General features: G+C 61.5%; 21 protein-coding genes and 1 pseudogene. 14 read left to right on the forward strand and 8 right to left on the reverse strand.

What is annotated here, in order from left to right:
* From FYC77_RS12195 to FYC77_RS12205, 3 genes and pseudogenes are all read right to left on the reverse strand, one after another.
* A pseudogene (locus FYC77_RS12195) lies at positions 1 to 1,013 on the reverse strand (protoglobin domain-containing protein); the annotation flags it as partial.
* 316 nt (positions 1,014 to 1,329) lie between these two features.
* Positions 1,330 to 2,343 carry a chemotaxis protein CheW gene (locus FYC77_RS12200; protein WP_149081775.1) on the reverse strand — a complete coding sequence of 338 codons (1,014 nt, stop codon included), beginning with the start codon at positions 2,341 to 2,343 and terminating at the stop codon, positions 1,330 to 1,332.
* A complete protein-coding gene (locus FYC77_RS12205) occupies positions 2,340 to 3,128 on the reverse strand; it encodes a ParA family protein (protein WP_149081776.1) in 789 nt (262 codons plus the stop codon). The genes FYC77_RS12200 and FYC77_RS12205 overlap by 4 nt, the downstream gene beginning before the upstream one ends.
* Positions 3,129 to 3,267: 139 nt before the next feature.
* On the opposite strand from FYC77_RS12205, the gene FYC77_RS12210 reads away from it, so the two are divergent.
* The 5 genes from FYC77_RS12210 (at position 3,268) to FYC77_RS12230 (ending at position 8,791) form a co-directional block, all read left to right on the forward strand.
* Positions 3,268 to 3,627 carry a response regulator gene (locus tag FYC77_RS12210; protein WP_149081777.1) on the forward strand — a complete coding sequence of 120 codons (360 nt, stop codon included), beginning with the start codon at positions 3,268 to 3,270 and terminating at the stop codon, positions 3,625 to 3,627.
* Positions 3,627 to 4,682 carry a chemotaxis-specific protein-glutamate methyltransferase CheB gene (gene cheB / locus FYC77_RS12215; protein ID WP_149081778.1) on the forward strand — a complete coding sequence of 352 codons (1,056 nt, stop codon included), beginning with the start codon at positions 3,627 to 3,629 and terminating at the stop codon, positions 4,680 to 4,682. Before FYC77_RS12210 ends, cheB begins: the two co-directional genes overlap by 1 nt.
* Entirely contained in the window at positions 4,670 to 6,700 is a 2,031-nt protein-coding gene (gene cheA, locus FYC77_RS12220; RefSeq protein WP_149081779.1) for a chemotaxis protein CheA, read from the forward strand. Before cheB ends, cheA begins: the two co-directional genes overlap by 13 nt.
* Before the next feature lie 141 nt (positions 6,701 to 6,841).
* Positions 6,842 to 7,363, forward strand: coding sequence for a chemotaxis protein CheD (locus FYC77_RS12225; RefSeq protein WP_149081780.1), 522 nt, complete (start codon positions 6,842 to 6,844; stop codon positions 7,361 to 7,363).
* A 306-nt stretch (positions 7,364 to 7,669) separates the two neighbouring features.
* The gene (locus tag FYC77_RS12230) at positions 7,670 to 8,791 is read left to right on the forward strand and encodes an IS630 family transposase (protein ID WP_238386933.1); all 1,122 of its coding nucleotides are present in this window, start codon (positions 7,670 to 7,672) and stop codon (positions 8,789 to 8,791) included.
* 524 nt (positions 8,792 to 9,315) lie between these two features.
* Here FYC77_RS12230 and FYC77_RS12240 read toward each other — a convergent pair.
* The 3 genes from FYC77_RS12240 to FYC77_RS20165 all read right to left on the reverse strand — a co-directional run bounded on the left by FYC77_RS12240 (position 9,316) and on the right by FYC77_RS20165 (position 13,673).
* Complete coding sequence (locus FYC77_RS12240) at positions 9,316 to 10,026, reverse strand: hypothetical protein (protein ID WP_149081782.1); 711 nt, start codon at positions 10,024 to 10,026, stop codon at positions 9,316 to 9,318.
* Between the two features lies 1 nt (position 10,027).
* On the reverse strand, positions 10,028 to 10,738 hold the full coding sequence (locus FYC77_RS12245) for an RAD55 family ATPase (RefSeq protein ID WP_149081783.1): 711 nt from the start codon (positions 10,736 to 10,738) through the stop codon (positions 10,028 to 10,030).
* A 166-nt stretch (positions 10,739 to 10,904) separates the two neighbouring features.
* Positions 10,905 to 13,673 (reverse strand): hypothetical protein, encoded by a 2,769-nt coding sequence (locus FYC77_RS20165; RefSeq protein WP_162354521.1) that lies wholly within the window; start codon positions 13,671 to 13,673, stop codon positions 10,905 to 10,907.
* Positions 13,674 to 13,912: 239 nt separating this feature from the next.
* Here FYC77_RS20165 and FYC77_RS12250 point away from each other — a divergent pair, with 239 nt between their 5' ends.
* The 3 genes from FYC77_RS12250 (at position 13,913) to FYC77_RS12260 (ending at position 17,007) form a co-directional block, all read left to right on the forward strand.
* A complete protein-coding gene (locus FYC77_RS12250; RefSeq protein WP_149081784.1) occupies positions 13,913 to 14,572 on the forward strand; it encodes a hypothetical protein in 660 nt (219 codons plus the stop codon).
* A gap of 315 nt (positions 14,573 to 14,887) precedes the next feature.
* Positions 14,888 to 16,147 (forward strand): HEAT repeat domain-containing protein, encoded by a 1,260-nt coding sequence (locus FYC77_RS12255; protein WP_149081785.1) that lies wholly within the window; start codon positions 14,888 to 14,890, stop codon positions 16,145 to 16,147.
* Positions 16,144 to 17,007: a CheF family chemotaxis protein gene (locus FYC77_RS12260; RefSeq protein ID WP_149081786.1), complete on the forward strand. Its 864-nt coding sequence runs from the start codon at positions 16,144 to 16,146 to the stop codon at positions 17,005 to 17,007. Before FYC77_RS12255 ends, FYC77_RS12260 begins: the two co-directional genes overlap by 4 nt.
* Before the next feature lie 21 nt (positions 17,008 to 17,028).
* Here FYC77_RS12260 and FYC77_RS12265 read toward each other — a convergent pair whose 3' ends face one another.
* Entirely contained in the window at positions 17,029 to 17,223 is a 195-nt protein-coding gene (locus FYC77_RS12265; protein ID WP_149081787.1) for a hypothetical protein, read from the reverse strand.
* Between the two features lie 417 nt (positions 17,224 to 17,640).
* Between FYC77_RS12265 and FYC77_RS12270 the strand changes: the two genes are divergently transcribed.
* The 6 genes from FYC77_RS12270 to flaJ all read left to right on the forward strand — a co-directional run bounded on the left by FYC77_RS12270 (position 17,641) and on the right by flaJ (position 24,131).
* Positions 17,641 to 18,879: an archaellin/type IV pilin N-terminal domain-containing protein gene (locus FYC77_RS12270; RefSeq protein ID WP_149081788.1), complete on the forward strand. Its 1,239-nt coding sequence runs from the start codon at positions 17,641 to 17,643 to the stop codon at positions 18,877 to 18,879.
* A 24-nt stretch (positions 18,880 to 18,903) separates the two neighbouring features.
* Positions 18,904 to 19,440 (forward strand): archaellin/type IV pilin N-terminal domain-containing protein, encoded by a 537-nt coding sequence (locus FYC77_RS12275; protein WP_149081789.1) that lies wholly within the window; start codon positions 18,904 to 18,906, stop codon positions 19,438 to 19,440.
* Between the two features lie 119 nt (positions 19,441 to 19,559).
* Positions 19,560 to 20,105, forward strand: a complete 546-nt coding sequence (locus FYC77_RS12280; RefSeq protein ID WP_149081790.1) for a flagellin — start codon at positions 19,560 to 19,562, stop codon at positions 20,103 to 20,105.
* Between the two features lie 3 nt (positions 20,106 to 20,108).
* Entirely contained in the window at positions 20,109 to 20,600 is a 492-nt protein-coding gene (locus tag FYC77_RS12285; protein ID WP_149081791.1) for a flagellin, read from the forward strand.
* A gap of 11 nt (positions 20,601 to 20,611) precedes the next feature.
* Entirely contained in the window at positions 20,612 to 22,330 is a 1,719-nt protein-coding gene (locus FYC77_RS12290) for a FlaD/FlaE family flagellar protein (RefSeq protein WP_149081792.1), read from the forward strand.
* A gap of 73 nt (positions 22,331 to 22,403) precedes the next feature.
* A complete protein-coding gene (gene flaJ / locus FYC77_RS12295; protein ID WP_149081793.1) occupies positions 22,404 to 24,131 on the forward strand; it encodes an archaellar assembly protein FlaJ in 1,728 nt (575 codons plus the stop codon).
* A 359-nt stretch (positions 24,132 to 24,490) separates the two neighbouring features.
* On the opposite strand, the gene FYC77_RS12300 is transcribed toward flaJ, so the two are convergent.
* Positions 24,491 to 25,153 carry a DUF7500 family protein gene (locus tag FYC77_RS12300; RefSeq protein ID WP_149081794.1) on the reverse strand — a complete coding sequence of 221 codons (663 nt, stop codon included), beginning with the start codon at positions 25,151 to 25,153 and terminating at the stop codon, positions 24,491 to 24,493.
* Between the last annotated feature and the right edge of the window lie 259 nt (positions 25,154 to 25,412).

A 25,412-nucleotide genomic window follows, 5' to 3' on the forward strand; every position in this document is an offset into this window, starting at 1 on the left:
GCCTCCTGGGCGGTGTCGGTGGTGTCGTCGGTGAGTTCCTCGGCGCGTTCGCTGGTGGCGCTTACCTCCTCGGCGTTGGAAGCGATCTCCTCGACGGTCGCCGAGAGGCCGGAGATCTCGCCTGCGATCTCGTTTATCGACCCCTCCTGTTCGTCTGCCAGATCGTCGATCCTCTCCGTCCGCCGTGTGACGTCGTCCGACACCGATCGAACCTCGTCGACCGACGATTTGACGCGCTCCGTCGCGGTTTCGAGGGCTTCTCGGCTGTCTTCGGTTCGTTCGAGTTTCGCTTCGTACTCCTCGATCTGGCGCTCGTAGTCGTCCAGTTTCGATTGCTGGCGCTCGAGTTTTGCCTCGTACGCCTCAACTTCATCGTCGCGTGCACTCGCGTACGCCCGCATCGCGAGTTGTTCGTCGACGTTCGCGACTCGGACGAACGCGAGCGCTCGATCGACGACGGCGTCGACTGCGTCCGAAACCCCGTTCGGTGAGTCGGCGTTGGTCGTGACGGCGCCACCGTCGGTTCGCTCGTCCTCGACCGGTTCGAGGTCGGTCTCGGGAGCGTATTCGGCTTTGACGTCGTCGGCGATCGCCCGGAGAATCCCCTCATAGTAGACTTCCCGAGATCCGAGGTAGGCGTCCGGACCGGCCGCGAGGAGTGTGGCGGTTTCGTCCCCCGAGATCCGACGGTCGAAAAACGCCGCGTCGCACTCGCCGTGGGGGAGCTCCTCGAGTAATTCGCGTTGTTCTCGCTCGAGCGATCCGTCCAGCTCGTCTCGATCGAGGGCGTCGGCCGCTGGGTGTTCGCGAACGGCTTCGACGAATCCCGTGGCGAGGTCGTCGCGTTCCGCCGCGAACACGTGGGCGATCGACTCGAGCGTTCGTTCGTCGTCCGGACGAAGTGACGCAAGTTCTCTCGCCCGGTTCACGTCGGCGGATCCCACGTCGAACGTTTGAATGCGTCGGCCGGTATCGACGTCGGTATCGGTCGCTCCACCGTCGGATCTAGACATAGTCGAGAAAGTGGGAGACAGCTAAATAAGTGTTTTTGCACCTTGGACAGTGGTCGATGGTGCAGTCATGACAGTGTTCGATAGTAGAGTCATGATCGTGGCCGGTGGTTCGGCCAGTGGTAATTCACTCGAGGGGTACGTAACCCACCGCTGGATACGGTGTCCAATAAGAACGATACCGTACAGCTGACCGTCCGATACGGTCTCTCGTCGCTCGGTAGCGGTGATCGATGCTCCCGTTCGAGCGATCTCCGGTAACACGTGACAACAATTCGTATGGACCACGGGATCTCCCGTCCCCGTCGCGGACGGGGAGTTACCCCGTATTTTCGATAATCGCGTCGACGTCGAGCCAGGTGACGAGGCTGGTTTGGTCGTCGGTGTTTTTCTTGATGATCCCTTCGATGAACTCGTGTTGGTGGTCGGTCGTGGTGTCCATGACCGTTCCGGTCTCGTCGATCTGGGATTCCCGGTAGGTCACCGCCTGGGAGACGTCCGTGACGCGAATTCCGAGCTTCTGTTTGTCGTCGTCGCGTTTGAGGACGACGATGTACTGGTCGTCCGAACACTCGTTTCGTTCCACGTCGAGCATGGTCGTTGGATCGAGCACGCCGGTGATCTCTCCGCGGAGATCGGTGACGCCGTCGATCGCGTCCGGTCCGCGAGGGAATCTGGTAATATCTTTCATCTCGACGATGGCGCTGATCCGTTCGATCTCGATGGCGTATCGGTTCTCGTTCAGGTAGAACTCGAGCATCTGAACGGTGTTTTTGGCGTCGTGGGCGGAGTGGATCAGGGTCTCGTCGCGATCGAAGACCCCCTCGTTTTCCCCGATCGAAGCCCTGCTCGCTTCGTCGACGTCGGCCTCGAGGGCGGACGCGTCGACGGTTGGTTCGCCCCCCATCGTCTCGCTCGCCGCCATCATGCTCGAGGTGTCGGGGATCGCCCCTTGGAGGGCGGCGTCGACGCCGCCCTGTGCGTCCGCCCCGGATGGGTCGGTCGACTCCGCTCTCGATTCCGTCTCGGATGGGGCTGACACATTCGCCGTTGACGGAGCGGTCGCCTCCGTATCGGGCGCACCACCAGTCTCCGTGTCGGGCGCACCGCTCGCTGACGAAGCTGGCTCCGATCCGACGTGTTCGGATTCGTCGTACGAGACGGATTCTCCGCTCCCGTCGTCGCTGTTCGAGGCGTCGTCACCCTCGATCGACTGTTCGTCCGCCTCGTCGGTCCGTTCGGATTCGGCGTCGGCGTTTTCGGCTGTGTCGTCTCGGCCGTTTCCGGTTCGGTTCCTGAGGTTACGAAGGCGTTCCGCTCTGTCGTCGGTCATGCGAGTACCTCCGTGTCGGTCATCGATTCCTCGACCTGTTCGGCGACGTCTATGAATACCTCGGCCATATCGATCTCCTCGTCTGCTTCGAACACCGACGTTCCGGCGGTAAACGCCCGCTGGAGTGCGACGCGTTTTCGCACCCGGAAGATCGGGACGTCCGGAAGCGCCTCCTCAAACCACGCGAGCATCGCTTCGTCTTCGCCCGTCGTTTCGATCCGGTTCGCGACGAGTGCGATCGGCTCGATCTCGAGGTCGTGTTCCATCTCGAGTGAGCCGACGTAATCGAACAGCAACTCGAGTGATCGCTTGCTCGTGGGTTCGGTCAGTGCGGGAATTACGATGTTCTCGGTCGCGTATAGGGCGTTGTCGGTGAGTACGCCGAGGTGGGGCGGACAGTCGACGACGACGTAGTCGTAGTCGCCGTCGATCCCGTCCAACAGCGTCGCCAGACGCGTCTCGGGTCCGGACTCCTGTGCGAGCGCCGACGCGGCGGCGTTCATGTCGATGTTGCTGACGACGACGTCCATCTCCGCGTGCGAGTAGACGATATCCTCGGGGGAGACGCCCGTCGGATCGATCAACGCATCGAGCAGCGACGGCGGTTCGGCGTCGTAGGCCTCGAGGAGGCCGAGTCCTTCCGTCGCGTTCCCCTGTGGATCGAGGTCGACGAACAGGACGTCGTGTCCGAGTTCGTTCAACGCACCGGCCAGGTTGACGGCTACGGTCGTCTTCCCGACGCCACCTTTCTGGTTTGTTACACACAGCCGAGCGGGTCCCGCCATTCGCTTGAGTCGTTTCAACTCTGCCTACATAACTGACACGGCCAAATCAGCCAGGGTTCCAGACAGCGAGGCAACTCGATCGTCTCGATCGGCGGTATTGGCCGAATTCTTTATGCGCCGAACCTCACAATCCTGCCCCATGGCAGTGAACGTCTTGATCGTCGACAACTCCGAAGCGGTCCGATCAGTGCTTCGGGGGGCGATCTCCGAGGAGTTTCACGTCGTCGCGGAGGCTGGAGACGGCGAGGAAGCGATCGAGATCGCCCACACGGCGGAGGTCGACGTCGTCGTCATGGATATCGTGATGCCGGGTGTCGACGGAATCGAAGCAACTGCCACGATCAAGGAACTCCATCCGGATGCGAAGATCATCTTCTGTACGAGCGTGACCCAACAGGAACGAATGGAACCGGCAATCGAGGCCGGGGCGGACGGCTACGTGACGAAGCCGTTCGAGAACAGTACGATTCAGAACGCGATCCACGACGTCATCTCCTGATGGTCCGAGCCGTCATTGCGGACGACTCCGCGGTCATGCGCGAAACGCTCGGCAAGATCCTGTCGGACGGCGGAATCGAGGTCGTCGCGCGGGCGAAAGACGGGATCGAAGCGGTGGAACTCATCGCCGACTGCGAGCCGGATATCGCGACGATCGACATCCAGATGCCCGGATTGACCGGCCACGAGGTGATCGAACGCGTGATGGCGGAGAACCCGACGCCGATGCTCGTCATCAGCTCGCAGACGACCAGAAACGCCGACGCCACCTTCGAGGCGTTAGAGGCCGGCGCGGTCGACTTCATCGCGAAACCCTCCGGGGACAACTCGGTCGACATCTGGACCCAACAGGACAAGATCGTCGACCGCGTTCGTGCGGTCGCGGGAGCGACCGTCGACACGAGAGACGACGATCGAGGGCGCACGATCCGGAGCGCGACGCCGACGGTCGACGCTACCGACGAGTTCCCGTCCGATCCGACGCTCGTCATCGGCGCATCGACCGGCGGTCCGCGAGTCGTAGAGCGCGTGCTGTCCGAACTTCCACACCGAGCAGGATTACGAATCCTGGTAGTACAACACATGGCTGATCATTACACGAAACGATTCGCGAAGCGTCTCGACGAACGAACCGACTACGAGATCCGTGAGGCAACCGACGGCGATACGGTCGGGCCCGGCGAGGGAATCCTCGCGAAAGGCGGGTACCACCTCGAGGTGACCGACGTGACCGGCGGTCGGCTCACGGTGGCGAACGACGACGGCCCCAAACGTCACAACGTCAGGCCGGCGATCGACGTGACGATGGAGACTGCAGCGACACACGTCACCGGAAATCTCGTCGGCGTCGTCATGACCGGGATGGGTGCCGACGGCGCGGCGGGCCTCGAGTCGATCGCCGACGCCGGCGGCAAGACGATCGTCCAGGACGAGGAGAGCTCGCGGGTGTACGGGATGCCGAAGGTCGCCGCCGAGCGAGTCGACGTGGATATGGTTCTCCCCGAGGATCGGATCGCCGAGGGAATCACCAACGCGTTCAGGGGGTGGTCCTCGTGAGCGATCCGACGAGTACGTTCGTCCAGGAGAGCCAGGAGGACATCCAGCAACTCAACAACGCGCTGTTGGATCTCGAGAACGCCGACGACCCGGAGAACTCCGATTCGATCGAGACGGTGTTCCGGGTCGCACACAATCTCAAGGGTAACTTCGGCGTCATGGGGTACACCGACGCAAGCGAGATCGCCCACGCGGTCGAGGACTTACTCGACTGTATTCGAAGCGGCGAACTCGCGGTGACGGGCGAGCGAATGGACCTCATCTTCAGCGGCGTCGACCTGCTCGATCGGATGGTCCAGGAGATCTCCGAGGACGGAGAAACCGAGACCGACCCGGAGGCGACGATCGAGGAGATCCGGGCGTCGATCGACGACGAACGAACCGACGGCGAGGACGACGCTGGGGCCGACGAATCCGCCGGCAACGCCGAGAGCTCGGGCGACGTCTCGTCGGGACGGGACGTTCCACTCGCGGCGCTCTCCGAGGAGATCGACGCCGAGTTGCCGGCGGATGCCGACGTCTACCGTGCGGTCGTCGAGTTCGAGGAGACCGGCTCGGAACACGTCGACGCCATGTTCGTCATCGATGCGATCAAAGACGAATACGCCCTCGTCGGCCTCGAGCCGGACAGCGAAACGATCGAGGACGGCGACTTCGACGCCTCGTTCGACGCCTACGTGCTGACCGATCCGGACGTCTCGAGCGACGAGGTGGCGGCGTTTTACGAGAACAACCGATACGTCGATGCAGTTGCCGTCTCCCAGGTGACCGACGAGATCGTCGCCGAGCGGACGGAGGCGGATGAGGACGCCGACTCGGACGGCGAGGACGACGCCTCGACAACCGACTCGGGTTCCGGGTTCGCCCACGCGAGCCAGGAGGTCGAGTCGATCAGGGTCGACGTCGAACAGATCGATCAGCTGTACAACCAGGTCGAGGAGATGGTGACGAGCCGGATCAAACTCCGGAAGATCGTCGAGGAAAACGAACTGGTCGAAGCGGAGGACGAACTCGAGGAACACGGCAAGATTACCGCGAGCCTCCAGGATACGGTCCTCGAAATCCGACTCGTTCCGCTGAAGAAGATCGTCGGTAACTTCCCGCGAGTCGTTCGCGACCTCGCTCGCAAGCAAGAAAAGGAGATCGACTTCCAGATGGACGGCGTCGACATCGAGATGGATCGGTCGATCCTGAACGAACTGGGGGATCCGCTGATGCATCTCATCCGTAACGCCGTCGATCACGGGATCGAGCCGCCGGAGGAACGCGAACGGAAGGGCAAACCGAGAGAAGGGACGATCAAGCTGATCGGCGAACGCGACCGCGACCGCGTCTCCGTTACGGTCCAGGACGACGGTCGCGGACTCGAGGTCGAGGAGATCCGCGAGAAGGCGATCAATCAGGGTGTCCTCACCGAGGAAGAAGCCCGTGTCCTCGAAGACTCGGAGGTGTACGACCTGATCTTCCACCCTGGATTCTCGACGACGGATGAGGTCACGGAGGTCAGCGGGCGCGGTGTCGGCATGGACGTGGTCAACCAGGTTGTCCGCGGCGTCGACGGTTCGATCAGCGTCGAAAGCGAACCCGGAGCGGGAACGAGCGTGACGCTAATGTTGCCGGTGAGCGTCGCCATCGTCCGCGTCCTCTTCGTTACCGTCGGGGACGAAACGTACGGGGTACCGATCAAGAACATCGACGAGATCTCCGAACTCGAGGACGTCACGATCGAATCGGTCGAGGGTCGCCAGACGGTGACACACGACGAACAGATCTATCCGTTGCTCTCTCTTGGCGAGCGACTCGACGTTCCGACCGACGAACCCTCGCCGGACGATATGGTCATTCGGATCACCGAGTCAGTTCGCCAGGTCTGTCTCCGGTGTTCGGACGTCGTCGGCCAGGAGGAGGTCGTTATCAAACCGTTCGAAGGGGTTCTGAGCGGTTCTCCGGGAATCAGCGGCGCATCGGTGCTCGGAGAAGGGGAGGTCGTGATGATCCTGGACGTGGACACGCTGTGACGGTGAACGTGTCCCGGTCTGACTCGAGCGCTGCTGGTCTCTCCGTCGTCGGGGATGTGGACCCGAGTGGGTGTCGGCCGGAGTCGCTGTTCGGGGATGGTGGGCCCGAGTGGGTGTCGGCTCGAGTCGGTGGTGGCGACGATGACTGATCCGGCAGATGGGCCACATCGCCACGACCCGACGGAGGGGGCCATCCTCGTCGGCATTGCCGACTTCGCGGTGACCGACGAGACGGTGTCGCTCAAGACGAGCGGGCTCGGCTCGTGTATCGGCGTTGCGATACACGACGAGTTCGCCGGCGTCAGCGGACTGTTACACTTCATGCTCCCATCGGCGACGGCCGCGAACAGTCGTCACCACCCGATGGCGAAGTTTGCCGATTCAGGGTTGTCGTCGATGCTGTCGGCGTTTCGTAACCTCGGTGGGGAGCCGAGCCGGGCGTGGGCGAAAAGCGCCGGCGCGGCGACGATGGTCGACTTCGACGGTGGCGATCGAACGATCGGCGAACGGAACGTCGACGCGCTCTGTCGTGAACTCGAGGACAACGGCGTAACGTTGGCCGCGACGGACTTTGGCGGACAGTACGGGCGGTCGATCGAGTTCGATCCGGAGACGGCGTCGCTCATCGTCAAGCGGGCGGATGGCGTCGAACGAGTCCTGTGATACGCTCTGCTGTACTGTGAGACTGCTGTGCGTCAGTACCGCCGCACCCGGAAAACGGGGCCCGTGTGCGACAGACAGCGACAGCGATCCGTATCGGTCACGGAGGCGTCTCGAGAGGATTGCTCAGTACTCCGCCACGCGTCGACTGCAGGGTCGACTCGGACCACACCACCGCATTCGACCCTGCAGTGCAGGCGTGTCAAGGCACTCAGTGGACCATCCAGGAAGTTCGTACCCAGATAGAACTGGAACTGTTATTCCTCTTCACCCCTTCTAAATGAGCATTCTCCGCCGAGAGTGCATCTCATGTCGCCAGGACCTCAGCCAGTTACAGTTACATTGACCGCTCAAGATCGAGCCGATCTTGAGGCGGTCACTCGCAAAGCAACCAGTTCACAACGGGATGGATTCCGCGCACGTATTATCCTCCTCGCCGCTAACGGATACAACAATACCGAAATCGCCGTAGAGCTCTCTTGTACACGTAAAACCGTCCGTAAATGGCGCGGTCGCTTTGCCGACGCTGGCCGGGCCGGGCTCGCGGATGCGTCCCGGCCCGGCCGACCACCGATCTACGATGATGCTGTTCGAGCCCATATCACTGCCCTCGCGTGTGAACTCCCCACTACACATGAGCTGCCACTGTCCCGGTTGAGCAGCACCGATATTCACATGATTGCTGTCTGTGAGCTTGATCCTTGTCCCTCGCCATCAACGATCGCCGCCTGGCTCAGGCAGGCGGCGATCAAACCCTGGACCACTACCTCCTGGAAGACACCACGTGATCCAGAATTCGCACAGAAGGCCGCACCAGTCCTTGACCTGTATAACGGTACGTGGAAGGATGAGCAACTCACGGATCGAGATGTGATCATCTGTGCTGACGAAAAGACGGCACTTACCGCCCGGTCCCGGCAGCGCCAGCCGCCGGGACCGGGACGGCCCGTCCGTGTTGAACACGAGTACGAACGCAATGGTGCCTGTACCTATCAGGCAGCACTCTTCGCCACAACGGGTGAAGTCCATGGTCACTGTGTCACTCGGAACACCCGTGCGAACTTTGAGCGGCTTGTTGAGGAGGTCATGGATCACCCGATCTGCACATCGGCAGATCGGGTGTTTTGGGTACTCGACAACGGTAGTGCTCACCATCCAAACACGTTCACGTGGTGGCTGAAGAAACACTACGACAACGTGGAGGTACTGCATCTGCCTACGGGCGCGTCGTGGTTGAATCAGATCGAGCTGTACTTTTCGATAGTGACGCGCAAAGCGTTGACCGGGAGCAGCTTCGAGTCGATTGCTGATCTGATGCGCCAGATGTCTGGGTTTGAAGTGCTCTGGAACGCGGTTCCAGAGCCCTTCGAGTGGACATACACAACAGAGCAGCTGAACAGACGGCTTGAGAACCTCCCTGCGGTAGGGTAAAGCTCGTTGGACGCCATTAGGTAGTATGGCTTCAATTCCTACGATAGAACGTCAGAAACTTGGAGATCGGCTTGAGACCCACGCGCGCACCGCGTGGGACGAGCGGTGCGCGCGTGTAGATGTTCGCTTCCGTGGCGAATATGCATACATTGACGCGCTGGAGAGCGATCCATGGATTGCTCCCTCCGTACCTGAAGAAGAGAAAGAACGGATTCGTCAGATGCCAACGAAACTGTGCCGACTGACGTGGACAGGTGATCCCGACTCGTGGGGCTTTGCCTTCTACAAGTACAGCGATGACCGGTACGAGCCGTCGATTTCTCTCGACGGCTCGTTCGCTGGCTCACCAGAATCGTGCTTTGACACCGCTGCGCAGCTCTACCTCCAATAGGGAGCGCTACTGGGTACGAATTTACTGGACGGTCCACTCAGTACCGTCCCAAGCGTCGACTGATGAGTAAAATCAGTCACCCACACACGGTTTCACCCATCAGTGCAGGCTTGGGACGCCACTCAGTATCGAGTCAGCGGTCGTCGGTTCGGTTCTCGTCGGATCCTCGGTTCGACGAATCGGTCCCGTCCGAGTCGTCTGTCGGCTCTTTCCGTGGTGTCGTCCCGTCACCTTCGTCGCCGCTCGCTCCGGTGGTGTCCCGTTCGTTTGCGGTTCGATCGCCGCCTTCGGCCTCGTTCTCTGGCTCGTCGGTCGACTCCTCGCGGTCGGTGCGCTGGTGACTATCCCCGAGAGACCGACCGAACACCGATTGGTCCTCGTCCGACCCGCTCTGCGGTCTGGCTCCACCGCCCCTCTCGAGAAACGAGGGTTGTCCGACCCGATCGGTGCTGTCGTCCGGTCGGGAATCGACCGCCATACGGCGAAGTGCAGCGGGGACGGTCGTCTCCTCGAAGATATCCGCGTCAGGGTCGATGTCGTCGAATTCGTCGTCCTCACCCCGGTCGGGCGCTTCGACGACTGTTTTTTTCTCGACGAGCATCTCCCAGACCTCGTCGTCGTCGGCCGATTCATGCACTTCTCTCGCCTCGTTTCGCCCCTTCTGGTAGGCCAGATCGACGAAGCTCTGAGCGTAACTCGTCTCCGTCTGGGACTCGAGGCGCTCGAGTTCGCCCGGATGCGTTTCGCCAAGCCGTGCCGCCACGCCGAGTGCGAACGCACGTCGGACGACCTCTTCGCGGTCGTCGATGCGCTCCCAGTCGGTGCCGAAGGCTCGTTCGTACATCTCAGCTCTGGATCTTCTCGCTGGGGTCGACGCGCAGTCCGTGATCCGTGAACTCGACCTTGCGGATATCACAGTCGATTTTCGTCCCCCGCATCTTGATGATCTGGATGCCCCGTGTCATCCCGCCGGACTCGAGGTAGTTGTGCATGAAGATGACGCCGTGAGCGAGATAGTGGCCGTCGGTGTAGGAGGTCGGGTCCGTCATCTCGGAGATCAAAAGCACCGTCGCGTCGGCTCGTTTCAGTTTCGTGAGGAACTTGATTAGCGCGTCGAGGTCGTCGGAGAAGTAGTACTCGAGCAACATCGCGGAGTCGATGACGAGTCGGTCCACGCCTTTCGATTCGACGAACGCGACGAGCTGGTTCGCCAGGTTGTCGACGCTTTTGGGAAACTCGCTCGAGTTCCGTGACGACGACGAGAGGAGACGTTTGGCCTCGCTCTCGAAGGCGTTTATCACCTTCACGTGGCCCGAGTTGACCGCCTGGTCGAATCCGAACGAGTAGTTACCGAGATCCGAGACCAGCTCCGCTTCGGTTTCGTGAAGCGTCAGAAACAGCGTCGTCTCGCCGTCGATCGCCCCTTTCGTCACGAACTGTGCACAGAACGTCGTCTTCCCGCTTCCTGGGGGGCCGCTGATCACGTACAACCGGTCTTTCGGGATGCCGCCGTCGACCAGCGCGTCGAAGCCGGGTACGCCCGTTGTGATTCGCATTATCAACGAACAGGTTTGTCTCGAATAAATAAATTCTGTATTTATATTGAGTTTCACAGCTGGGAAATAACGTCGGACGATACCGTTCCGGCGGAACCGCCGCCCGGGTCGGGGGTGCGCCGGAATTGACCGACAGGAAACCGTATGACTCGCGTGCAACCGCCGGTTACGTGTGGTTCGCGATGAGGATCCCGTCGGTCCGGAGAACGACGCCGATATCGCCGGAAACTCCCTGAAAGACCTCCTCGTGAGCGGTGATGTCGTCGACGCCAGCACCGACTTTGAACTGGCTGACGTTCGGCAACGATCCGAGATCGCGGCGTTCGTCCGGACCCAGTTCCATGTCCTCGAGAACGACCGTGTCGTCGGCGGTCTGACAGCGGACGCGGACGGTCGCCGCTCGAGGCAGTTCGTTCTGGACGACGAGCGTTCCCGGGCCGAGCCCGAGAATCGACTTGAGCGTCCCGACGTCGCCGTTTTTCGCGGCGGTGACGACGGCAGCAAGTGTGGTCTTCGCACGCGATGCGGCGGCCTCTGCGTGTGCCCGAATGGTGTCGCCGTCCGGCGGGAAGTTCTCCGGATCGTTTCGATACAGGAGTGTCGCGGCGGTGACGAGCAAGACCATCACCACGAGTACGAAAAAGACGACGGCTCCCACGGCGACGCGAAGCCAAGAGATCCCACTTTCCGGGTCTTCGACCGCTTCGCTCGGTTCGGATGGTTCGGCCGTTCCTGCAGGTTCGTCGTCGTCGGCGGGCTCGTCGTCGGATTCCGTCTCGTCAGGGTCGGCCGACGCCTCGGTTGGCTCCTGGGTACTGCCAGTGATCGAGAGTGACTCCGTCGCCGTATGGTTCTCGGTCGATACCGAGTACTCGACCGTCTCCTCGCCCTCCGGTACCGTATCGGTGAACGTCACCGTCGTGTTCTCCACCGGGGGAAGGGTGGATCGATCGATGTGGACGAGTTCGTCGGCCGACTCGATTTCGATGTACTGCGTTCCCCCAGCGGCACCCTCGTTCGTAATCTCCGCGGTGATCGGAACCTCTTCTCCCGCTTCGGCGGATTCCGGAAGCTCGATCTCCGTGACCTCGAAGCGTGGTGCGTCCGGTCGGACGGTCGCGGTCACTCGATCCTCGTCGTTCTCGCTTCTCGCGATCAGATCGACGACTGGTGGTTCGTTGCTTCCCGTCCGATAGCTAAACTGCTCGGTCGTCGTCTCGCCGACGCCGAGATTGATACTGGCGTTGTCCTGTCGTCGCTCGAGTCTGTTGTCCGGGTCGTCTCCCGCCCGGTCGACGATCAGCCGCACGTCCTGGGCGTCGGCGATGTCACCGATGTTCTGTATCGCGACGGTGGCCTGCATCCGTTCTGACTCGTTTACCGGCGCGTTCGTCTCGAGGATCTCGACCTGGAAGCCGCTGCCGAACACCCGGACCGATTCGGACTGGCGATCGCCCGGCGTCCGAACGCCGGCAGTCACGTCCGGCGCATCGCCCTGGGTAGTCTCGTAGGTGAACGACTCCGAGACCGAATCGGAGCCCGGACCGGAAAGCGCCACGCTTCGCTCTTCGATCGTCTCGCCGTTCGCGTAGAAGACGACCGGGACGGTGTGAGAGCCGTCCGGCAGGTCGTCGTGTTCGATATCCGCCGTCAGCTCGAGGTCGTCGCCTTCCTCCGGTGCGTTCCAGCTGGTCAGATTCACCGTGGCCTCTTGTTTGTAGGCGTCCTCCGAGACGACCGGGACGGTTCGGTGGTCGACTCTGTTGTGCCACTCCGGATCGTCCGAAATGTCTCCGTCGAACACCGTGAGCCCGACGTCGACGTCCGGCCCGTCACCCTCACTCGTCGAGTAGGTGAACGTCTCCGTCGTCGACGAACTTCCGCCAACCGGATCGACCGCCCTGCTGCTGACACGGCTCCAGTCACCGTCCCGATCCTCGTCGACGAAAAACTCCATCAAAAACTGATCGTCGTAGTCGTCACGCGGAACGTCTCCGATGCGCTCGAGTTCCGCCGTCACCTCGAGATCGTCGCCTTCGGCGGGCCGGTTGTGATCGGCGACGTCGAGAACGATCTTCGCTTCCTCGACGTCGACGCTCGCGTGGTCGGGCGGTGCTGCGACACCGACGGTTCCCGGCGCTCCCCCGATACTGGAACTGATATCGATCACCGGGGCGTCGCCGTTTTTCGTCTCGTAGCTCTCCGTCGTGGTCGTCGACTCCCTGTGTTGCAAGCTGACGCCCGACTCGAACTCCTCGACTGGGCCCGACTCGTTCGCCATAGTCACGGTAACCGTCCCGTCGAACTCGTGGTAGCCGAGGTACTCGACCTCGGTCGTCACATCGAGGGACTCACCCTCGGCGACTTCCGAGGTCGCTTCGAGGATCTCGAGTGACAGCCGGGGATCACCGTCGAAGCGGACGCGGTCGTCGTCCACCCGAAGGTGTTGATCCCCGTCGTCCTCGAGGACGACGAACCCATCGTCGTCGACGACGAGCGACGAGTTGACGAACTCGCCGTCCGAGACGAGGAGATCGGGTTCCTGGCCGTCGAACTGGTGGATCTCCTTCCCGTCGACCGTGGCTTTCTCGCCGCTTTCGGTCCGGACGACGCCGTCGTCGATAGTCAACGTCTCACTCGAGTCCTCGACGTGGACGTACGGATCGGCGGGACAGTCGCCCGCGAGCGAGCCGCTGACGACGTTGTCGTCACCGAATCGGACGACGACGCCGTCCGCCGCGGGATCACACTGCTCGTCGACCTGTAGCGGGACCTCAGGGCCGGCACCCACCGGATCGGCGTGACTCGTACCGGCCGACGCCGCGGCGACGCCGATCGATCCGACTGCCGCGAGAAAACCGACGAGACAGACGATAACTGCGACGCGAACGAGCCGCCGGGACCACCGAGTCGGTCGGCGTGGCGGGACGGCCACCTCGGTCGATCGTCCGATCCGCGACCGGCTCGGCGATGGCTCTTCTTCATCCGGGTGCAGCGGTCCGACACACCCCTGTCCGGTATCGACTCGCCTCGGAGGGATCACGATAGCGGCGATAGGGAACCGACGTTTATTGTATTATCGGCCACGCCCGCGACTCGAGGCGACCGGGTCGACGCATCCCGTGGGAATGGCCGACGCGTTTTTGACCTCCTGGCGTAATTCTCACACAACGTATGCGAAAACCTCCTGTGGACACGGCTGACGCACCCGACGAGTCGGGACGACGCCACGACTCCGAGGAATCCGTGGCGAAATCGCGACTCTCCCGCCGGCAGACGCTCGGTGCGGTCGGTTCGCTCACGCTTTCGCTCACCGCCGGCTGTCTGGGCGTACTTCCGGACGACACACGCGTCGCCGCCGAACCCGAAGCGCCCGGCGACGACCCACAGGCGACCGCCGGGGAGTTTCACCACCTACTCGAGGACAACGGCATCACCGTCGACGAACTGTATCACGACACCGAGGACGACGATCTCGTCCTCTTCTACGAGTCCGACGCGACGAACCGAGAGGAGTCCGACGAGGAGATCGGGCTCATCTACGTCGTGTACCGGGATGGCATCGTCGCCGAAGGGGGATCGTTCGATCACCTCTACACCGAAGTCGGCGATCGGTTCGAGGGACAGGTCGAAGGCTGGGGGGCGAACTCCCGGTGGGCACAGCGCGATCTCGACGGCGAGATCGGCGAAATGGCCGTCTGGAACGCGATCGTCGATACGATGGTCTATCCGGACGGAACGGGCCGCCACGGGGAGGAGTTAAGCGCTACCGGTGTCCACGACCACGAGTACGTCATCGGATCGAACACCAACGCCGACCGTCAGACGCTCTAACATGATCGGGTCTACCCTGCCAGTACCACCCTCCCGGGCGTGGTCTGCCGTGCGAACGCGAGACGGTCCGTCCGATTTCGGCCGGCAGTTCGGACTCGAGACGCCGCCACCGGTTCACCCCTCGACCGTCGGGGAAGATCGGTCCACGCGACGGCGCTCGATCCAGCAGCGACGGCGGGGGCCGGCGTCGTCGAGCAGGGGACCCACCCGTTCGAACTGCCCGCACAGCCGACATGAACAGAACTTTGAATACTCCTGGAGGTCGTATCTCCGCCCAACGTCGACGGTGGGGTCGGGACTGGCGTATACGCACACATGACGCTGTTTGAACTCGAACGAAACGCGGATTTCGAACAACTCACGACGTATCTCGAGCGAAGCTCGAACGCCGACATTCGCCGTCGTGCAGCCGAGATCCTCGGCAGTCTGGCACCGAAGGCCGACGAGACGATCGAGCCCAACAACGACCCCGTCGACGCCCTCATTACGGCGGCCCAGGAAGACGACGAGCAGAAGGTGAAAGCGGCGTCGATCGACGCCCTCGATCAGTACGGCCAGGACGCACTCGAGCAGTTCATCGGCGAGATCTCCGGGCAGGATCTCGACTCCGTCGCGCAGTGGAAGAAAGCGGAACTGCTCGCGAAGGGGTTAGACGCCGACCAGCCGGAGCTTCGGATGGCGGCCGCGACCGGCCTCGGCCGGATCGGCGAGGACAACGTCCTCGAGGCGCTGGTCGACCGCCTCGACGACCCGAACGCTCGCGTGCGAATGCGCGTCTCGCGCGCCCTCGCGCGAATCGAGGATCCACGGGCCATCCCGGCGCTCGCTCGCAAACTCCACGAGGATCAGTACGACGTCCGGGTCGAGATCGCGTACGCGCTCGCGGATATCGGGACCCAAAACGCGCTTCGCGAACTGGTCGACATCGCCGATGACGACGACGAGACGCTCCGTCGGATCGCGGTGGACGCGCTCGGGCGACTCGGGAGCGTCGAGGCGGTCGAGATCCTTGCCGAGGCGTTGAGCGACGACGCGGAGGTCGTCCGCCGGACGGCGATGTTCTCGCTCGTCCAGTTGCTCTCTGAGGCTCCCGCGGATGCGAGTCACACGGTTCGGGAGAAGATCGTCGACGAACTCGAGGAGGCCAACGAACGCGAGGCGGTCCAGCCGCTGATCGAGATTCTCGATCGGAGTTCGGAGACCGCCCAGCGTCGAAACGCGGCGTGGCTGCTGGGGCGGATCGCCGACGAGGAGTACGTCCGCGAGGCCCAGGATGCGCTGATCGAGACGCTGGCAGACGACGACGAGATGACCTCGAAGTTCGCCGCGATGAGCCTCGCGTTGCTCGACGGCGAGGGCCTCGAGAAGCGGTTGCTCGAACTGGTCGAGAGCGACCGGGACGACGGGATGTGCGTGAAGGCGTTGTTCGTCCTCGGGAAGATCGGCGGCGATCGGTCCCGGGAGCGACTGTCGAAGTTCGTCGAGCAAACCGAGAACGATCGGCTGCGAAAGCGTGGGTTCTCCGCGCTGTCGAAGCTGGGTGGATTCGAGATGGCGGGTAGTGATCTCTCATGAGCAAATCCGAACAGAAACTCGCGGACGTGACGGGGCAGTTCACGCAGGTCGTCCGCGACGGGCGCAAGCTGTCGGATACGAACTGGTCGAACGGCCGGATCGTCCTCTCGAACAAGCGGATGGTGATCGTCGGCAACGAGGGAAAAGAGACGGTTCCGCTGTCGAAGATTCAGTCGATTCGGGGCCGCTACGACGTCAATCAGGCGATCGCGAAGGTCTCGAACTACATCAGTATCAACTACGGACAGAACGTGTATCTGATCTCGATGGAGGAAGTCGACACGTTCGAACTCGAGTTACAGAAGGCGATTTTGGACGGCGAGATCGTGTTGATCAAACATCCGGCGGTGAAAGGCGGCGTCGTCCAGGACTCCTCGTGGCAGAAGGCTCGCGTCAAGATCAACCCGGGTCTCGCGAACTTCGCGGTCGAGGACGGCAAACTGGTCCAGATCGAGGTCGACGACGTCGGTACCGTCGAGAGCGACGAGCGGACGGTCCACTCGAGCGAGCGGCCGGTGATCGAAGCCGAGCACACGGAGGAGGGCTCGAGCGTCCAGACCTATCTCTCGGGGTCGCCCCAGAACTGTGCGATTTTGAAGTCGGTGTTGGACCGCGGGGCGGAGAAAAACGCCTCGCAGATCGATCTCTCGGGGAAAGAAGAGGAGGTGTTGATGGCGATCTACTCGGGCGTCTCGCCGTTCGAGGTGCCGGAGTTTCTCGACATGGATATCGACAGAGTCGAGGAGATCTACGAGCGGTTGATCGAACTCGACGTGTTAGAGGAGGTCCGAATTCGTCGCGAGGTCGCGTTGAAACCTCGCGGGCGTAACATCGCGAGCGAGGCGATGAACCACAAGTAGCTGCTCGAGTCGTCTCGATGGTTACTCCGTTTTGAGGTAGCTGACGTCGCGCTCGAGTTCGTACCCTTTCGGAACGCCGACGTTCTGGAGGCAGTCGTTACACAGCGGTTTCGCGTACGTTTGGTTGTTACTCTTTCCGAGGATGTTGGCGTCGTCGAGGTCGATGAGGTCCCCACACCGACTGCACTCGATCTTTTCGCCGTCGACGATATTCATGTGGTGGATATCGCCGGAGGTGGGAAATAAGTCTCTCGGCCGCGGGCGAAAACAGGTACGATAGGTTATACGTCTCGCCGAACTGCTCCTCGCTCGAGTCGCGATAGGCTCCACGCTCGAGGTACGATAGTGTATCCGACGACTACTGTGAAATCAACGCTCGAGGGGGTTTAAGCGGGGTTCCGGCGGCAACAAGATATAACCGTTGCTCTCGCCGTCGGCAAACACAGTTAAGTACCCTGAGGGTCGGCAAGTAGAGTTAAATAGTGTCAGAACGGCGGATACGTTTATTACAGGACAGTCACAAGCCGTATGCACGCTTCGGGAGCCACTGAACTCGAGTCGACCAATCGCCCGCGATGCCGAGCGACCGACGTCGGCTCGAGTGGCTGCCGAAGACGATTGCAAACCAAAACCATGTTCGAACGAATCACAGACGAAGAAGAGCGCGGTCAGGTGGGTATCGGTACCCTCATCGTGTTCATCGCGATGGTACTCGTCGCGGCGATCGCGGCGGGTGTGCTGATCAACACCGCCGGTCTTCTTCAATCGCAGGCAGAGGCAACGGGTGAAGAGAGTACGGCACAGGTCTCGAATGTCGTCCAAATCGAGTCGGCTACTGGGGAGGTAGCTGGTACTGGAGATCCACTCGACAGTGTTGATCTCGAGTTCGAAGCACTTGGTGATAGCGACGAGTTAGCCGGAATCGAGACACAGGTTCTCGTCGGAGAAGACAGTGAAACCAACGACTTCTATGACATCGAGGACGATTTGACAGGACTTTCACTCGATGAAGGAGAAACGGTTACTGTCATGATTGACGAGGATGAACTTACTGACGGCGGCGACGATGTTCAGGCAGAATTTGATGTTTACGAGAGCCTGATCGATGAAGAAGGTGTGGTGACGATATACGTTAATCTCGATGATTCGGCTGGCCCGTCGCTTACACTTACGGATGCCTTCGACGAAGAGGACCTGAGCTCTATCGAAATATACGATCAGACGGGCTCGCTTGACGTTCTTGTCGAAGAAGGAACCAGTCAGGGCGTTGCTAATCTTGAACCACACGATGAGAGCTATGATCTCGATGCCTTGACTGCAGATGACGCGGAGGTCGAATATCGTGTTGATCAGACCAGCGAGGGTGGTGAGCACCTTGACGGTGCTGTCGGGACTCTCGAATTCGACGTGCGTGCTCTCGATAATCAGATTGACATCGTTGAAGACGGTGACGGCGGTATCGACTTCCAGGTTGATGCCGCAGAACGTGGTGGAACCGGCACTGGGGACTACATCGATAGCGTCTCGATGATGGTCTCGCTCGGTCCAGGTGCAGATGCCGTTGACCTCGAAGCAGCAACGTTCGAATACGTCGGCGAAGAAACCGAACGTGGACAGGCAGAGGATCTCGATAGTCTGGATATCCAGAATCTCGAGGGAGACAGTCTGGCTGATGACGAACTCGACAATGCCGTTATGACTGCGGATGATCGATATCAGATCGAACTCGATCTCAACGGCGGCAGCGACAGTTTCACCCCAATCGAAGCGGGTGGATCTGCTGAGTTCACGATCGTCACCGCGGACAGCTCCCAGACCACCGAGGTCCTGATGGCTCCGTCCACGCTCACTGACGACTCGATCAGTCTCTAAGCAGTCTCTAGGGACTGATTATCGATGGTGACAACAGGTGTATCGAACGACCGACGCGGTCAGGTCGGAATCGGAACGCTGATCATTTTTATCGCGATGGTACTCGTGGCGACCATCGCTGCGGGCGCGTTGATCCACACCGCCGGGACCCTCGAGTCCCAGGCGCAAGCCACCGGTGAGGAAAGCGCCCAGCAGGTCTCGAGCGGGCTCGTCGTGTTCTCCTCCGTCGGGGAGGTCTCCGCCGACGGCACTATCGAGACCGTCGAGATCACCGTCGGACCGACGCCCGGTTCGGGCGCGATCGACTTAGAGTCGCTCGTCGTCGACTACACCGGTGCTGGGTCGGGCGGCTACGAGGAGGTCCACGCCGACGACATCCGCGATATCGAGGGGACGGTGCTTCGCTCGGGCTCCGACCGGGCGACGATCGTCTTGGAGGACGTCTCCCTCGAGGCCGGCGACGACGCACACGTCACGCTGATGACGTCGGAAGGCCTCGAGACCAGCACCGAACTGGTCGTCCCCTACGAACTCGAGGCCGGCGAAACGGTTTCGCTGTAAACTCGAGTCGACGACCGCGCTCGCTCGATCGGGGCACAGCCGTCTCGCGATCGGCGATTCGCGCCTCGAGAGCCGATGGCCGGTGCGCTTTTGACCGTGGCATTCGTGATACCGAACGAATGGGATTTAGCACGAGCGCTTCCGCTGCGATTTTGCTTATCGGCTGTCTCGTAGCGGCGAGCGTCTTCGTCCCCACCATGTTCTCGGTGAGTACCGACACCGGGGATGCACTCGCGACCCAGAGCGACCAGACCCGCGACCGACTGAACACCGACCTCAACGTGACCACGGCGATCCAGGAACTCCACGTCGTCGAATACGAAGATAGCAACGGTGATACGTATAACGAGACACACGTCGATGACGTCGTCGTTCGTATCGAAAACACGGGGACGACCGGGCTGGCGATCTCCAGTACCGACGTGTTGCTCGAGGGCAAGTACGTCCATCCGGACGACTACCAGACGACGGTCATCGACGGCGACGACGAGATCTCGGAGACCGACCTCTGGTACCCCGGCTCGACTCTCGAGGTCGTCGTCCCGATCGAAACCATCGAAACGATCTTCGGGGAGGAAGAGTACGAGGTCGACCGGATACAGCTCACGACCGAAACCGGGATATCGGCCGCCGAATCGATCACTCTCACGGAGACGGAGGGGTAACCCATGGCCAGCGTCTCTACCTCCCACCTCATCATGTTCATCGCGAGCGTCATCGTCGCGGCCAGCGTCGCCGGGACGGTCATCCTCGAGGTCAACCAGATGAGCACCGCGATCGAGATGCAAAGTTCGAACGTCGCGACCGAAGTCGAGACCGATATCGCGATCACGAGCGATCCGGGCCACCCGGAGTCGATTTACGACCCGGAAACCGAGACGGTGTCCGTACTGGTCAAAAACGTCGGCTCTGAGACGCTGCAGGTCCATCGCTCCGCGATCGACGTCTTGGTCGACGGCAGATACGTCTCGAACGACCACCTCGCCGTCGAACGCCTCGACGTCGACGCGAACTCCTGGCGATCCGGCGGAATCGTCGAGGTGACGATCGACGTCGGCGAGATCGAGGACCTCGAGGTCGACGGCGATACGCGCGTAACGACGATCGTACACGGCAACGAGGACAGCATCGACTTCCACGTGGCGAACAACGCCGACTAGAGTGAACACAAATGAGTAGCATACTCGACGACGCTGACGAACCGGAGGACGATGGCGGTGACGACCTGCTGACCGACGACGATTCGCTGATCGACGGCGAGATGGAGTTCGGCGACGACGACGAAAACGACGACGACGAACTCGCCTACCGTCTCAACGAAGTCGAAAAGGAGATCGACTCCCTGCAGGGACAGGTCGAAACCGTCCGCGGCGAAAACGAGAAGATCAGCGACTCGATCCAATCCGTCGAGAAGAACGTCGACAAACTCGTCGACCTCTACGAGATCGTCACCCAGGGGATCAACCCGTTCGTCGGCGACCAGGAGATCGGCAACGCATTCGAGAACGCAACCGACGGCGGCTTCGGCGCGACCGACGACCCCGGCGAGGAGATCGACGAGGAGATCTCCGAAGCCAGCGCCGATGAGTTTCTCGACGACGATTTCGATGACGAAAACGACGAGGCGTTCAACGCCGAGTTCGCAGACGAGAGCGCACTCGAGGAGGAGGTAGACGACGACATGACCGACGACGATCTGACCGACGACGATCTGACCGACGACGAGTTGGGCGACGACGAGTTGGGCGACGACGCCCTCGGCGGGGACCTGGCCGACGACGATCCGTCCGCGGCGGACCCGTTCGACGCGGACCCGATGGACGAATCCGACCCGGACGACGGGTTCCCGCTCGAGGAGGAGGAAGACGACGCGTCCGCGGACGAGTTCGCCGACGCCGATTCGGCGGACGGGAAGTCCCCGGACGAGCAGATCGACGAGTTTCTAGCCCCGGACGAGGACGCGACGGCCGACGCCGACGACCCGCTCGAGGCGGACGATCCGTTTGCGGACTCGGAGACGGAACTCCCCGAGGGAGACGACGTGGCCGACGAGTTCGACGACGCGAGCGCAGATCCCGACCTCGAGGGCGGCGAAAACGGCGAGATCGGCGACCCGCCGTATCTCGTCTCTCACCCCTCGCGGCCGGACGCCGAAATCCTGACCCTCGAGTTGCTCCAGTACCTCATCGAGGAGGCGGGAATCGACGGCACTGCCCGGACGATCGCCTACTACCGCTCGCTGGGCTGGATCTCCGAGCCTGTCGAGTCCTATTTCCACCGGCTGCTAAACGGCTTCACCGAGCGGCCCGTGCCGATCGACGACCCCGAACCCCGCTCGTCGTTGACGACCGCAGAGCACAAACGGAGCCTCGAGTACATCGGTGCGATCGCAACCCCGGAGAAGAAGTCGTCGGTCGGGACCGACGACGCTTCGGACGACCGTTCGGACCGCCCCGCCACGGGCGAACGCAGCGACGATCATAGCGACCTCGCGGACGACGAGGACGCGTTCGAACCCACCACTGGATCCACCGATTTCGTCGAACCGACTGCCGTCTCCGATACCCCCGTCGAACCGACTGCTGTATCAGACGCCCCCCACGAATCCACTGCCTCAGCCGAGGAACCCGCTGAGCCGACCACTGCACCCGACGACCCTCTCGACGCTGCCGTCGGATCCGACGAACCCGATCTCGAGTCCAGATCGGACGGGAGTGCGGACGCCCTCGACATACCGGAAGACGATCCAACTCCGTCGAGCACTGGCGATACCGGGGCCGATGAACCGATCGATGCGGCCGTCCTCGACTCCGAACCCGGGGACATCCTCGATTCCGACTCCGAAGACGTTCTCGAGGACGGCGTCGACGGCGCTCACACCGATCCGTGAGCGGGTCGATCCGGTAGCCAGAAGTTTTGTATGGGGTGCAGACCGACGTAATTTGTGAGACGCGGGTGGAGATATGGTACTAGCCAGTGACGGAGCATCCATCAACGACCTGAGCAGGTCCATTATTCAGGCCTACGACGAGATGGAGCTCCCGGCGAGGATCTACGTCCTCTTGATCTTGCTGCCGGCGTTTGCGTTTTTCGCTGGCACGGTCGCCGTCGCGATGTTCCTCGAGACGTTTCTCGTCGTCCGTCTCCTCGTTCCCGTTTTGGGCTTGCTCATTCTCGTATCGGCGATCGGCTACCCACGGCTCGCGGTCGACCAGCGCCGAATCGAGATGGAAAATCGGTTCCACCTCTTTGTCATCCACATGACGATCCTCTCGACGACGAACATCGATCGGATGGAGGTCATGAGAAAACTCGCCCAGGAAGAGGAGTACGGCGAACTCGCCGACGAGATGCAACGGGTCGTCGACCTCGTCGACGTCTGGCACCTGAGCCTCGACGACGCCTGTCGGCGACGCGCCAAGGAGGTTCCGAGCGAATCCGTCGAGGACCTCCTCGAGCGCCTCGCGTACACGCTCGGTGCCGGTCAGGAACTCGACGAGTTCCTCTTTCAGGAACAGGACGTCCTCATCGACAAGTACTCCACCGTCTACCGCCAGTCGTTGTCGAACCTCGACGTGTTGAAAGACCTCTATCTCTCGCTTATCATCTCGATGACGTTCGCACTGGTGTTCGCGATTGTCTTGCCGCTTTTGACGGGGAACAACCCGACGCTGACGACGAGCATCGTCATCGTGCTGTTCGTGTTCGTCCAGATCGGTTTCTTCTTCGTCATCCGTGCGGTCGTCCCGGACGACCCGATCTGGTACCTCGAGGACGGCTACCGAACCGCGACGAAAAAACGGATGCTCGGGTCGACGATCGCCGGCGTCGGCCTTAGCGTGCTGGTGATCGTCGGGATGACGCTCGCGTTCTTCGAGCTCCTCCCGGGAACGGCGACGATTCGGTTCGGTTCGGTACCGTTGCTGTTGTATATGCCGATCGCGACGCTTCCGCTTTTGATCCCGGGGGGTATCTTTCTCTACGAGGAACGGCGCGTCTTCGATCGGGACCGGGAGTTTCCCAACTTCATCCGTGCGTTGGGTACCAGCGAGAGCGTCAAACAGAGCACGACGACCGAGGTACTGGCCACGCTTCGAACGAAGGACTTCGGGCCGCTGACGCCCGATATCAACGACCTCTATCGTCGGTTGAACATGCGGCTGAACACGGAGAAATCCTGGCGGCTCTTCACTGGCGATTCACACTCGTTTCTGGTCCAGAAGTTCAGCGAGATGTATCTCGTCGGTCGCGACATGGGTGGCGGACCGAAACGACTCGGCGAACTCATCAGCCAGAACATGAGCGAGATCGTCAACCTGCGCGAGGAACGTCGCCAGCAAACGACGACGCTCGTCGGCGTCATCTACGGAATCACGGCGGCGTCGTCGTTCTCGTTTTTCATCGGACTCGAGCTCTCGCTGATGCTCTCGACGTTCGAGATCGACCTCGAGGGACAGGTCCTCGGCGGCTCGCTCGTCCACACAGAACAGTACAACGTTCCCGTCCTTCGGTTTCTCATCGTCTTCGTGTTGATCTTCAACGCATTTATCTCGTCGCTCGTGCTTCGGGTTGCTGACGGCGGCCATTTCGGCAACTCCTATCTCCACTTTACCGCGTTGCTCTGGGTGGGTGCGATCACCGGCACGCTGACCGAGCGATTGGTCGATCTGATCATCTCGGTCGATCTCTAACCGCCTTTCGCGCTTCGACGATCGACCGGTGGTGACTTCGGCCGACGCCTGCGGCCACAAGATCAATGAGTCGATAGCGACGAGTGGCAGGTAACCACGTATGATTGGACACGGTGTCAGTGACGACGCGAAATCACGCGCGATTCAGTCGGCTCAGAGCGGACTCGTTCTGTTCGGGTTTGCGATTTTGCTGACGCTGTATATGGCAGCAGTAATCTTCCTGAACGGCTCCTGACCGCTTGCTGTTTCCGACTGTCGGTCGGTGGCAGTGATCGCTCGAGTGAGGTCAGCGGTCACTGGTAATGGCTGCCAACAGTTCCTGCCATCCGGTCTGCGATACACCGTTACAGCAAACCGTATCAGTCCTCGAGTGCGTCGAGGAGGTCGCCGAGGGTGCTGGATCTGTTGAGACCGTGGGCTCGCGCGGTTCGACGGATCTGTGCTGGCGACAGCGGTGGCGTGAATTCGGATTTGGCCATCAGCAGCGACGTGGTCCGCTGGGTCGGCGTCTCCGGTGCGACGTGCTGTGCGTACCAGAGGACGAGGTTGTCGAAAATACCGATCGGATCGTCCGAGGTCGTTCGGTGTCGAACGCCGTTGTCGTCGAACTGGGAGACGATATCGACTGCGAACCTGGCGTCGGCTCGCTCGAGTTCGTTCGCGAGTATCGACCGGGCGGCTTCCGGGCTCTGTATTGGCTGGTGGTCTCGCTGTGCATCGGCGGCTCGATCGGTCCCCGTCTCGTCCGTATCTGACTTCTGCGTCGGCTGTGGGTTTGATCGGCTTCGTGACTGTGGCGGCGAGGAACGTGTATCGTCGGCGACGTTCGGTGGGCTGTGGTCCGCCGAGACGACGTATCGCCCGTCGGAGACCTCTGAGACGTACGGACTCTCCGTAAAGTCGAGGTCCTCGGGCGACAACGCGCCCCCACCGGCGGACGATCCCGATGGCTGTTCGCCCGGAAGTACGGGCGGCACGTCGGCGTTTTCTTTCGGGTTTTTCTCGTTGTTGCTGTCCGTCATTCGCTGCCCCTACGGAGAGTTCTATCCGAACCGAAAAGAATCATTTGTTGGATATACTGACAGTATACGGTCGAAACGCGTTCCGTCGCCGCTCGTCTGACCTTCGTCGGACAGTCGTCACATCGGCCGAAATCACTTAATACGTAGGTTCGTATAGTGTTCACAGATGAGGTTTCGAGACCGTACTGAACGGGACGATACGGGTCTGGTCGGCCGTCGGTCCGGTCTCGAGTGCGGCGCCGTCAACGTGATGGGTTCA

The organism is Natrialba swarupiae, from assembly GCF_008245225.1.
GTDB lineage: Archaea > Halobacteriota > Halobacteria > Halobacteriales > Natrialbaceae > Natrarchaeobius > Natrarchaeobius swarupiae.

Coding starts and splice junctions, on each gene's coding strand:
- flaJ (WP_149081793.1), top strand. CDS start 22,404: ATGGTACTAGCCAGTGACGGAGCATCCATCAACGACCTGAGCAGGTCC.
- FYC77_RS12205 (WP_149081776.1), bottom strand. CDS start 3,128: ATGGCGGGACCCGCTCGGCTGTGTGTAACAAACCAGAAAGGTGGCGTC.
- FYC77_RS12275 (WP_149081789.1), top strand. CDS start 18,904: ATGGTGACAACAGGTGTATCGAACGACCGACGCGGTCAGGTCGGAATC.
- FYC77_RS12200 (WP_149081775.1), bottom strand. CDS start 2,343: ATGACCGACGACAGAGCGGAACGCCTTCGTAACCTCAGGAACCGAACC.
- FYC77_RS12230 (WP_238386933.1), top strand. CDS start 7,670: ATGTCGCCAGGACCTCAGCCAGTTACAGTTACATTGACCGCTCAAGAT.
- FYC77_RS12210 (WP_149081777.1), top strand. CDS start 3,268: ATGGCAGTGAACGTCTTGATCGTCGACAACTCCGAAGCGGTCCGATCA.
- cheB (WP_149081778.1), top strand. CDS start 3,627: ATGGTCCGAGCCGTCATTGCGGACGACTCCGCGGTCATGCGCGAAACG.
- FYC77_RS12255 (WP_149081785.1), top strand. CDS start 14,888: ATGACGCTGTTTGAACTCGAACGAAACGCGGATTTCGAACAACTCACG.
- FYC77_RS12260 (WP_149081786.1), top strand. CDS start 16,144: ATGAGCAAATCCGAACAGAAACTCGCGGACGTGACGGGGCAGTTCACG.
- FYC77_RS12270 (WP_149081788.1), top strand. CDS start 17,641: ATGTTCGAACGAATCACAGACGAAGAAGAGCGCGGTCAGGTGGGTATC.
- FYC77_RS12240 (WP_149081782.1), bottom strand. CDS start 10,026: ATGTACGAACGAGCCTTCGGCACCGACTGGGAGCGCATCGACGACCGC.
- FYC77_RS12225 (WP_149081780.1), top strand. CDS start 6,842: ATGACTGATCCGGCAGATGGGCCACATCGCCACGACCCGACGGAGGGG.
- FYC77_RS12280 (WP_149081790.1), top strand. CDS start 19,560: ATGGGATTTAGCACGAGCGCTTCCGCTGCGATTTTGCTTATCGGCTGT.
- FYC77_RS12290 (WP_149081792.1), top strand. CDS start 20,612: ATGAGTAGCATACTCGACGACGCTGACGAACCGGAGGACGATGGCGGT.
- FYC77_RS12265 (WP_149081787.1), bottom strand. CDS start 17,223: ATGAATATCGTCGACGGCGAAAAGATCGAGTGCAGTCGGTGTGGGGAC.
- FYC77_RS12300 (WP_149081794.1), bottom strand. CDS start 25,153: ATGACGGACAGCAACAACGAGAAAAACCCGAAAGAAAACGCCGACGTG.
- FYC77_RS12250 (WP_149081784.1), top strand. CDS start 13,913: ATGCGAAAACCTCCTGTGGACACGGCTGACGCACCCGACGAGTCGGGA.
- FYC77_RS12285 (WP_149081791.1), top strand. CDS start 20,109: ATGGCCAGCGTCTCTACCTCCCACCTCATCATGTTCATCGCGAGCGTC.
- FYC77_RS12245 (WP_149081783.1), bottom strand. CDS start 10,738: ATGCGAATCACAACGGGCGTACCCGGCTTCGACGCGCTGGTCGACGGC.